Source organism: Actinoplanes sp. KI2, from assembly GCF_025630775.1.
In the GTDB taxonomy this organism is placed as follows: domain Bacteria; phylum Actinomycetota; class Actinomycetes; order Mycobacteriales; family Micromonosporaceae; genus Actinoplanes.
In genome coordinates this window covers 190,197-199,681 of record NZ_JAOSZE010000016.1, presented here as the reverse complement: position 1 = coordinate 199,681, position 9,485 = coordinate 190,197, and the positions used below count along the sequence as shown (strand labels likewise).

The window sequence follows — 9,485 nt, the reverse complement described above, 5'->3', positions numbered from 1 at the left end:
GGCGTTCCACCGGATGTACGCCCGGATCCGGCGCTCGATGAACTCGTCGCCGGGGAACCAGGGCTCCTGCTCCGGCGGGATCGTGTTGATGTAGTCCGTGGAGGTCAGGGGCGGAACGCCGACCTGTCGCTCCCGGGCCCGCTCGAGCAGGCGCAACATAACGTAGCGGGCTCTCTTGGCACCGCGTTCGTCGATGACTCCGTCGAGCGACTCGACCCACTCGTTGGTTTCCTCGGGGTCGATGTCGGGAAGCTGGCTCGGCAGTCCATCGCTGATTACCGGGCGCTTGCGCTCCGTGGCCACTGGCAATCCTCTTGGTCGGGTGTCGGAACCGGGCGGCCCATTGTGTGAGTCGCTCGGGCAGGACTCCATCCTGCCTCCTTGCGGTGGGCATCGTCACGCCTACCCGGGGTGTCCGCGATCCGGGACACACATACTGACCAGTAACTTTTCATCCGTTGATGAAGCTGAGGCGGATCTGCCTGGTCGGATTGTCGCCGTTGGGGTCGACGAGGCAGATCGACTGCCAGGTGCCGAGCGCGATCTTGCCGCCGATTACGGGGAGTGTCGCGTACGGCGGTATCCAGGCCGGCAGTACGTGGTCCCGGCCGTGACCGCGGGAACCGTGCCGGTGCCGCCAGCGGTCCTCGGCCGGCAGCAGCTCGTCGATCGCGGCCAGCAGGTCGTCGTCCGAGCCGGCCCCGGTCTCGATGATGGCCAGCCCGGCGGTGGCGTGCGGCACGAAGATGTGCAGCAGACCGTCCGCTTCGGACTCGGCGAAACGGGCCGCCTCCGCGGTGATGTCCCGCACCACGGGACGCGACCCGGTCCGGATGGTGATCACTTCAGTACGCATGCGGGCGAGTCTGCTCCTCATCACCGCACGTCAGGGGCGATCGGCAAGATTCCGACATGGCAGCGCTCGCTCGCGTGGGCAATGCTGGTCCCGTGACCACACCGCAGAACCTCGACGAGCGCTTCCGCGACGCGGTGTCGGCCCTGCCGGTGCCCGACGACCGGCGGTCCCCGGGCGACGCCGTGCGGGCCGGCGCACTGCTCACCGGCGAACGAGCCGTGGAGCTCTTCGACGCCCAACTGGCCAGCCGCCACCTCGACCTGGCCGCCCGCTGGCTGCGCAGCTTCAACGAGGGCTTCTACACCATCGGCTCGTCCGGCCACGAGGGAAACGCCGCCGTCGCCGCCGCGCTGCTGCCCACCGACCCGGCCCTGCTGCACTACCGCTCGGCGGCGTTCTTCGCGGCCCGGGCCAAGAGCATCAGCGACGCCGCCCGGGACGTGCTGCGCGGCGTCGTCGCCTCGGCGCGCGAGCCGATCGCCGGCGGCCGGCACAAGGTCTTCGGCAGCGCCGACCTGCACGTGATCCCGACCACCTCGACCGTCGCCTCGCACCTGCCGCGCGCCGTGGGCCTGGCCTGGTCGCTGGCCCGGCCGCGGGCCGGGCAGCGGCGGTGGCCGGCCGACGCCATCGCCGTCGCCTCCTTCGGCGACGCCTCGGCCAACCACGCGGCCGCCACCGCCGCGTTGAACGCCGCCGGGTGGTTCGAGCATTCGGACGTACGCCTGCCCCTGCTGTTGATCTGCGAGGACAACGGCCTCGGGATCAGCGTGCCGTCGCCGGACGGCTGGCTCGCCGCGATGCTGTCCACCCGGCCGGGCATCCGGTACACCTCGGCCGACGGCTGCGACCTCGCCGCCACCTACGACACCGCGGTCGAGGCGGCCGGCTTCGTCCGCCGCGAGCGCCGCCCGGCCGTGCTGCACCTGTCCATGGTCCGGCTGATGGGGCACGCCGGCGCCGACGCCGAAATGGGCTACCGCTCCACCGAGGAGATCAACCGGGACCTCGAGCGCGACCCGCTGGTCGCCACCGCCCGCCTGCTGATCGGCGCCGGCCTCCTCGGCCCCGAGGAGGTCATCGCCCGGTACGACGAGATCGGCTGGCAGGTCCGCAAGGTCGCCGAGGAGGTGCTCGGCGAGCCGAAACTCGCCGGGGTCGCCGAGGTCGTCGCCCCGCTCGCCCCGCGCCGCCCGCTGCGGGTCGCGCACGAGATCACCGAGGCCGCCACCCGGGCCGCCGCGCCCGGCGCCGCCGCCCGGCTGCGCGCCTTCGACGGCAAGCTGCCCGAGCAGTCCGGCCCGCTCACCCTCGCCCAGACGATCAACGCGACGCTCACCGACGCGATGCTCACCAACCCCGGCATGCTGATCTTCGGCGAGGACGTGGCCCGCAAGGGCGGCGTCTACGGCGTCACCAAGCGGCTCCAGGAGCGATTCACCGCCGACCGGGTCTTCGACACGCTGCTGGACGAGACCACGATCCTCGGGCTGGCACTCGGCGCCGGCGTCGACGGCCTGCTGCCGGTCCCCGAGATCCAGTACCTCGCGTACCTGCACAACGCCGAGGACCAGCTGCGCGGCGAGGCGGCGACGATGTCGTTCTTCTCGTCCGGGGCGTACAAGAATCCGATGGTCCTTCGCCTTCCCGGGCTCGCCTACCAGCAGGCGTTCGGCGGCCACTTCCACAACGACAACTCGGTCGCCGCACTGCGCGACATCCCCGGCCTGGTGCTGGCCGTGCCGGCCCGGCCGGCCGACGCCGCGCCCATGCTGCGCACCTGCCTGGCGTCCGCGGCGGCCGACGGCAGCGTCTGCGTCTTCCTCGAGCCGATCGCGCTCTACCACACCCGGGACCTCTACGAGCAGGGCGACAACGAGTGGCTGTCGCCCTACGGCGCGCCCGGCACCTGGTCGGGCGACCACGCGGCGATCGGACGGGCGCGCACCTACCCGATCGGCAACGCCGCCGACCTGACGATCGTCACGTTCGGCAATGGTCTGCGGATGTCACTGAGGGTGGCGGCCCGCCTGGCCGAGGAGGGGTACGGCTCCCGGGTGGTCGACCTGCGCTGGCTGAGCCCGCTGCCGGCCGCCGATCTGGTCCGCGAGGCCGCCGCCACCGGCCGGGTCCTGATCGTCGACGAGACCCGACGCTCCGGCGGCGTCGGCGAGGGCATCCTGGCCGCCCTGGTGGATGGCGGTTTCGTGGGTTCGGCACGCCGGATAGCGTCGGCCGACTCGCTGATTCCGCTGGGTCCGGCAGCACAAGACGTGCTGGTGGGAGAGGATGCCATCACACAGGGTGCCCACGCCCTGCTGGCGCGGTAAATTGCCACACACCCGGTGCGCCACTTGCGCGCGGGCCCGCAAGTGTGTGGACTACCCCCAGGTTTCCGGCAATTTTTCGGCTAGGAGGACTTAGACAGTGAGCGCGACCGCTGGTCAGGCCGACGGCGTACGCAGCCTGGCGGACCGGTTCGGCTTCGAGCCGAACATGGTGGTCATGGAGATGGGCTACGACGACGACGTCGACGAAGACCTCCGTGACGCCCTGACCGAACGCGTCGGAGAGTTGGTCGACGAAGACACCGACGAGGTCGTCGACGCGGTGCTGCTGTGGTACCGCGACGGTGACGGTGACCTGTTCGAGCTGCTCACCGATGCCCTCGGCCCCCTCGCCGACAACGGCGTGGTGTGGCTGCTGACCCCCAAGGCCGGCCGCGACGGCCACGTCGAGCCCAGCGAGATCAGCGAGTCCGCCCCCACGGCGGGCCTGCAGCAGACCTCGACGGTGAACGCCGGCAAGGACTGGACGGGTGCCCGGCTCGTCTCCCCCAGGGGTGCCAAGAAGAAGTAGCTCGCGGTCCCATCTGTCGTGTGTCGGCCGGCGTCCGCGGGCGCCGGTCCGGTTAGGCTGTGCGCATGCCGCTCGCCGTGGGATCACCGGCCCCCGATTTCGCGCTCAAGGATCAAAACAATTTCCCGGTACGCCTGCGTGACTTCCGCGACCGCAAGGCCGTCCTGCTGGTCTTCTACCCCCTGACCTTCACCGGAACCTGCCAGGGCGAGCTCACCGGCATCCGCGACAACCTGGGCCTCTACGCCAACGACGACGTCCAGGTGCTGGCGGTGAGCGTCGACTCGGCGTACAGCCACAAGATCTGGTCGCTCCAGGAGGGCTTCGAGTTCCCCCTGCTGGCCGACTTCTGGCCGCACGGCGAGGTGGCCCAGCGCTACGAGGTCTTCAACGCGACGGCCGGCTTCGCCAACCGAGGCACCTTCCTCATCGACCGCACCGGCGTGATCGTCTTCTCCGAGGAAATAGGCCCCGGCGAGAGCCGAGACCAGCAGGCATGGCAAGACGCCATCGCGGCGCTGAAGGCCTGAATCCGGCAGGGTACGATGACCACTCCCGGCAAAGCCCGGGCGCGTAGCTCAGTGGGAGAGCACTCGCCTTACAAGCGAGGGGTCGCAGGTTCGAAACCTGCCGCGCCCACGCGAGTCGGGGCTCCGTGTCCGCGTAAAGCGCGGACCGGGGCCTCGCGTCATTTCTGCTCCGGGGGCCGAGCCCCCGGACGCCCCGCGCGATGTGCGTACCGGTCCCCGCGTGTTGACCGGACGCCCGGCGCGTGGGGCCGGGCACGCCCGCGTGTGCGCACTGGACGCTCGGCATGCGCTGGCCGGACGCCGCCGCGTGTGCGCACCGGACGCTGGCATGTTCGGGCCGGACGCCGCCGCGTGTGCGCACCGGACGCTGGCATGTTCGGGCCGGACGCCGCCGCGTGTTCGTACCGGACGGCCGGCGTGTGCGAGCCGGGGCCCCGCGTGCGGGATTGGCGGGTTGCTTGGTCGAGACACGCCGATTTGGGGCGGCGGTGCGGTCGGGCGTCGTCGAGGCGGGCTTTGGAATTGTCGGACGGTGGCTCCTCGTCGACCGTCGCGGCTGACAAGTTCGGCGATCGTCAGCGTCTGCTATGGACCCATTAGGTGGTTGGGCGGGCCTGGCCGTGCCTTCTTTCTGAGTCGCGAATTGCGGTCAACTTGCCGCGTTGCCGTTGTCGAGGCTTCATGTGGCGGTCGGGTGGGCGGGGCTGTTCGCGGCGAGTGATCGCGGTAGCCTCCCCTGGTGACGGCGGTCGATCTTGTGTTGCGGAAATTTGACGGTCGGCCGCATCGGCAGGTCAGCGGGCGGCTGCTCGGCGAGGATTCGTACGGCACCTGGGTCGCCACCCCGCGCGGCAGCCTCGTCAGCTATCACTACGGCAACCGGCCTACCGGGCTCACCCGGGCTGACGCCGTCCGGCTGATCCCGGCCGACGGCTGGTGGATGGCCATGTGCCTGGCCGAGCCGGACGCGCGCGACATGTACTGCGACGTCACCACCCCGGCCGAATGGACCGGCCCGGCCGAACTGACCGTCGTCGACCTCGACATCGACCTGGTGCGCTACCGCGCCGACGGCCGGGTCGAGGTGGAGGACGAGGACGAGTTCGAGGAGCACCGGGTGTCGCTCGGATATCCCGACGCGATCGTCGAGGGCGCCCTGCGCGGGGCCGCCGAACTGCGGGCCGCGCTCAGCAGCGACGAGGAACCGTTCGCCGAGCACTACCGCAAGTGGCTCGCGCTGGTGTGACGGGCGCCGGCCGGCGGCCGCCACAAGCCGCCGGCCGGCGAGCGCGCTGATTAGGATGGCGGCCCCGGGACCGCCGGGGTCGGAGTGACGGCCGGGGCCGGAGGGGCGGCCGGGGTCGGAGGGGCGGCCGGGGTCGGAGTGACGGCCGGGGCCGGAGGGGCGGCCGGGGTCGGAGTGACCGCCGGGGCCGGAGGGGCGGTCGAGGTCGGAGGGGCGGCCGAGGTCGGAGGGGCCTGGGTGGGATGGTCGGCCTGGGTGGGATGGTCGGCCTGGGTGGGACGGCTGGCCGGGGCCTGGACCGGGATGCCCGCCGCGGATTGGGCCGGGGGGGCAATGCTGGTCGAGGCTTGGGCCGGGGCGGGAATGTCGGTCGGGGCTTGGGCCGGGGTGATCGGGCTCGGGATTGCGGACTCGGTGATCGGGGCTGGGCGCCAGGGCTCGCCCGGGTGGAGCTCGCCGAGCCGCTCGAGGCGTGAGCGGATGCCGCCGGCGCTGCGGCCGAACTCGGTCGAGAGCTCGCGCTGGCGGGCGCCCTCGCGGTAGCGGCCGACCAGGCGGGCGTCGTCGGCCGCCGACCAGCGGGCGCCCTGGTTGGGGTGGCGGCCGTGGCGCTCGGGTGGTGGATCGGCTCGCGCCGAGAGCGGCGGGCCGGTCATCGCGATCAGGCCGGACAGCGTCGAGGTGAGCACGTCGGTGAGGCCGACCAGGTCGGCGGGGGCGAGCCCGCCGCTGATCTCGCTGAGCACCTGGCCGTCGCCGTCGCTCGACACGATGCACAGATCGATCCGGTGGTCGTCGGTGGGGAAGGCGGTGACCTGGTAATCCGTCTCGCCGATCATGAGGCGGCGGTCGAGGGTGATGGGCGCTGTGCGGAGGGTGGTGTCATTCATGGGGTGACCCTAGGGTTGCCCTCTGACAGTTTTCCGGACCTTGCGGTGGGCAACCGGCTCGCACCTGCGAGAACCTCATGCGGGGCGGGCCGGTACCGATTCGTCTGGTGCCCGCGGGAGATCCCGCTGGTGGGCGGGCGGCGATCGGTGACCCCTCGGCGATTGCCGCCCGTCCGGCCCCCCGCCGAAAGCGACTCTCCGCCGAGTGCGGCCCGCCCGAGTGCGGCCACCCCGAGTGCACCCACTCAAAATCGGGAATCATGGTTGCCATGACGGCAACCGACGACGTGCTGCGCGAGGTCGGCCCCCGCCTGCGGGCGCTGCGCCGCAAGTCCGGCATCACCCTGGCGGCGCTGGCCGAGACCACGGGCATCTCGATGAGCACGCTCTCCCGGCTCGAGTCGGGACAGCGCAAGGCCACCCTCGAACTGCTGCTCCCACTCGCCCAGGCGTACCGGGTGCCCCTGGACGAGCTCGTCGGCGCGCCGCAGACCGGCGACCCGCGGGTCCACCCCCGGCCGATCACCGCGCACGGCCAGCTGATCCTTCCGCTGAGCCGCAACCCGGGTGGCGCGCAGGCCTTCAAGCACATCATCGCGGCCGGCGAGCGGCCGGAGCCGGATCCGAAGACCCATGAGGGCTACGAGTGGCTGTACGTGCTCAGCGGCAAGTTGCGGCTGATCCTCGGCCCGCACGACCTGGTGCTGCCGGCGGGCGAGGCGGCCGAGTTCGACACCCGGGTGCCGCACTGGTTCGGCAGCGCCGGCGACGGGCCGGTCGAGTTCCTGACGATCTTCGACCGCCAGGGTGCCCGCATTCACGTGCGCGCGAGACCGAGGAAGAGCCAGTAATTCATTCCGTTGTGTGACTCGACCGTCACCCGGAATGCCACTACCTTGTGTGCGACATGTTTGTCCCCGCCTCGTGGTTGCTACCGACCGGGTCGCCGTCAGGCCGCCCGGCGGGCGGTCGACATCTGGCGGGGCACCCGCACCCGCGGCGCGCGCGCCGTGCCGAGGGCGTCGACCAGCAGCGTCTGCACCAGGCCGGGGTCGGGCAGCCGCCACTGTGTCCGTTCGGGCGGGACGGCCCAGCGCACCGGGCCCTCCATGGTCCGGCTGGGCGCGGCCGGGATCCACGAGCCGCGGCCGTGCCGCACCACGTCCATCCGATGATCCAGTTCGGAGCACAGCCGTTCGCCGGGGCGTACCAGGAACATCCAGCGTCCGGCCGCGGTCACCGCGACCGGGCCGCGGGCGTCTGCCCGCCCGGCGGCGGGCAGCGCGGCGGCGCCGAGGACTCGCAGGCCGAGCGCCGCCGGCACCTCCAGCGCGTCGAACCTCCAGCCGGTCGGCAGCAGCACGCTGTACGGCCGGCGCCGCCACCACTCGGCCACCTGGCCGGGGTCGGTGGTCACCGAGTCCTCCCAGGACTCCAGCGCCGGGTGGCACGTCATGATCGGGCAGCCCGGCCGCCCGCAGGCGAATCGGCGGCCGACCAGGCACGCCCCGGGCATCACGGCCCAGCCGTGCGCCGCATAGCGCTGGGCATGCCGGCGAAGCCGTACCCGGTCGAGCCGGTCGGCGAGCGGCGGTGGGACGAACGGCCGGTTGGCAGTCCACTGCATGGCTCGATAACCCCCGATCTGGGTGGAGAGGCGTCTATATCAGTCGCCGCGGCCGTATCCAAGCCCGACACACGTCGTTGTGCTCGGCGGATCCACCCTTTGCAAGTTGCAACAAAAACTACGAGCATCGGTGAGCAGGCGATCACACACGCTGTGCGATGTGCGCGGACGCGGGTGATCCAAACTGCAGATGACACACAAGGGGCTCGCCGGCGGGGGTCGCCGGGCGAGCCGGGGGAGGCACCGTGGACGAGCTGCCGATCGGCCGCCGCGTCGCCTACTGGCGCGGCCGACGCAAGATGTCTCAGCAGGTCTTCGCGGATCGACTGGGCAAATCCAAGAGCTGGGTCGACAAGGTGGAGCGCGGGGTTCGCCGTCTCGACAAGTTTTCCGTCGTCTACGAGATCGCCGACGTTCTCCAGGTCGACGTCCAGCTGCTGCTGGGCAAGGACGTGGAGCGCCGGCCGGAAACGCAGAACTGCATCGACCAGGTGGAGGTCGAGGAGATTCGCGCGGCCCTGGAGCGCTATGACCAGATGAGCGCGTTCTTCCAGGCCGTGCCGCACTCGCCGCCCCTGCCGGAGATGCGCAAGGCGGTCAGCCACGCGTGGCTGACCTATCAGCACGCCAAGTACGGCGTGCTCGCCCGCACCCTGCCCAAGCTGTTGCGCGATGCGCAGGCCGCGGACAGCGTGCATGCCAGCACTCCGGAGGCGCCGGCCGCGGCGCACCTGCTCGGGCAGGTGTACCAGATCGCGTCCTCGGCGCTGCGCAAGGTCGGCGAGCACGAGTTGAGCTGGCTCGCCGCCGACCGCTCGATCGCGGTCTCCCAGCGGGCCGGCGACCAGTTGCTGGCCGGGCTGGCCAGCTACCGGGTCGGCAGCGCGCTGCGTGCGCTCGGCCGGGTGCGGCCCGCCCTCGAGGTCAGCGTCAACATCGCCAACCGGCTCGCGCCCAGCCGCGAGCTCGCCGGCGGAGACCGGCTGTCGGTGTACGGCATGCTGCTGCTCAACGGCGCGATGGCGGCGGCGCGGATCGGCGACAGCGCGACCGTGCGCGACCTGCTGCGCGGCGCCGAGCAGGCCTCGGTCGAGCTCGGCGGCGACTACAACCACTACTGGACCAGCTTCGGCCCGACCAACGTGCAGCTGCATCGCTGCGCCACGGCGGTCGAGCTCGGCGACGGTCGTACCGCGGTGGAGACCCACGAGAAGATCGACCAGGTGGGCTTCAACGCGCTGCTGCCGGAGCGGCGGGCGCACCACTACCTGGACATCGCCCGGGGCTACACGCAGATCGGCAACATCGACAAGGCGAGCGAGATGCTGCTCGAGGGCGATCGGCTCGCCCCCTCCGAGATCCGCTGCCGCCCGCTCGCCCACGAGGTTCTTTCCGACGTGCTGCGCCGTACGCGGGGCACGCCGCCGGCTCCGATCGCGGAGCTGGCCGAGCAGATGGGAGTCGGCGTATGACGGCG

The 9,485-nt window shown here is 71.7% G+C and carries 9 protein-coding genes, 1 tRNA gene and 1 pseudogene; 7 read left to right on the top strand and 4 right to left on the bottom strand.

Going from position 1 to position 9,485, the window contains the following annotated elements; genetic code table 11:
* Positions 1-303: pseudogene (locus ODJ79_RS18975) on the bottom strand (pyruvate dehydrogenase (acetyl-transferring), homodimeric type); the annotation flags it as partial.
* A 148-nt stretch (positions 304-451) separates the two neighbouring features.
* Positions 452-856, bottom strand: coding sequence for a YjbQ family protein (locus tag ODJ79_RS18970; protein ID WP_263024813.1), 405 nt, complete (start codon positions 854-856; stop codon positions 452-454).
* 56 nt (positions 857-912) lie between these two features.
* Between ODJ79_RS18970 and ODJ79_RS18965 the strand changes: the two genes are divergently transcribed.
* The 5 genes from ODJ79_RS18965 (at position 913) to ODJ79_RS18945 (ending at position 5,491) form a co-directional block, all read left to right on the top strand.
* Positions 913-3,186: a thiamine pyrophosphate-dependent enzyme gene (locus ODJ79_RS18965; RefSeq protein WP_263024812.1), complete on the top strand. Its 2,274-nt coding sequence runs from the start codon at positions 913-915 to the stop codon at positions 3,184-3,186.
* Positions 3,187-3,283: 97 nt separating this feature from the next.
* A complete protein-coding gene (locus ODJ79_RS18960) occupies positions 3,284-3,715 on the top strand; it encodes a DUF3052 domain-containing protein (RefSeq protein WP_020516653.1) in 432 nt (143 codons plus the stop codon).
* Between the two features lie 65 nt (positions 3,716-3,780).
* Complete coding sequence (locus tag ODJ79_RS18955) at positions 3,781-4,245, top strand: peroxiredoxin (RefSeq protein WP_263024811.1); 465 nt, start codon at positions 3,781-3,783, stop codon at positions 4,243-4,245.
* A gap of 37 nt (positions 4,246-4,282) precedes the next feature.
* Positions 4,283-4,354 (top strand) — tRNA-Val (locus ODJ79_RS18950).
* Positions 4,355-4,984: 630 nt separating this feature from the next.
* Entirely contained in the window at positions 4,985-5,491 is a 507-nt protein-coding gene (locus ODJ79_RS18945; protein ID WP_263024810.1) for a DUF402 domain-containing protein, read from the top strand.
* 50 nt (positions 5,492-5,541) lie between these two features.
* Here ODJ79_RS18945 and ODJ79_RS18940 read toward each other — a convergent pair whose 3' ends face one another.
* Positions 5,542-6,381: a hypothetical protein gene (locus ODJ79_RS18940; protein WP_263024809.1), complete on the bottom strand. Its 840-nt coding sequence runs from the start codon at positions 6,379-6,381 to the stop codon at positions 5,542-5,544.
* Positions 6,382-6,650: 269 nt separating this feature from the next.
* On the opposite strand from ODJ79_RS18940, the gene ODJ79_RS18935 reads away from it, so the two are divergent.
* Positions 6,651-7,232, top strand: coding sequence for a helix-turn-helix domain-containing protein (locus ODJ79_RS18935; protein WP_263024808.1), 582 nt, complete (start codon positions 6,651-6,653; stop codon positions 7,230-7,232).
* A 98-nt stretch (positions 7,233-7,330) separates the two neighbouring features.
* Here the strand turns inward: ODJ79_RS18935 and ODJ79_RS18930 are convergent, their stop codons facing one another.
* Positions 7,331-8,008 (bottom strand): bifunctional DNA primase/polymerase, encoded by a 678-nt coding sequence (locus ODJ79_RS18930; RefSeq protein WP_263024807.1) that lies wholly within the window; start codon positions 8,006-8,008, stop codon positions 7,331-7,333.
* A gap of 245 nt (positions 8,009-8,253) precedes the next feature.
* On the opposite strand from ODJ79_RS18930, the gene ODJ79_RS18925 reads away from it, so the two are divergent.
* On the top strand, positions 8,254-9,480 hold the full coding sequence (locus ODJ79_RS18925; protein ID WP_263024806.1) for a helix-turn-helix domain-containing protein: 1,227 nt from the start codon (positions 8,254-8,256) through the stop codon (positions 9,478-9,480).
* Positions 9,481-9,485 lie beyond the last annotated feature (5 nt).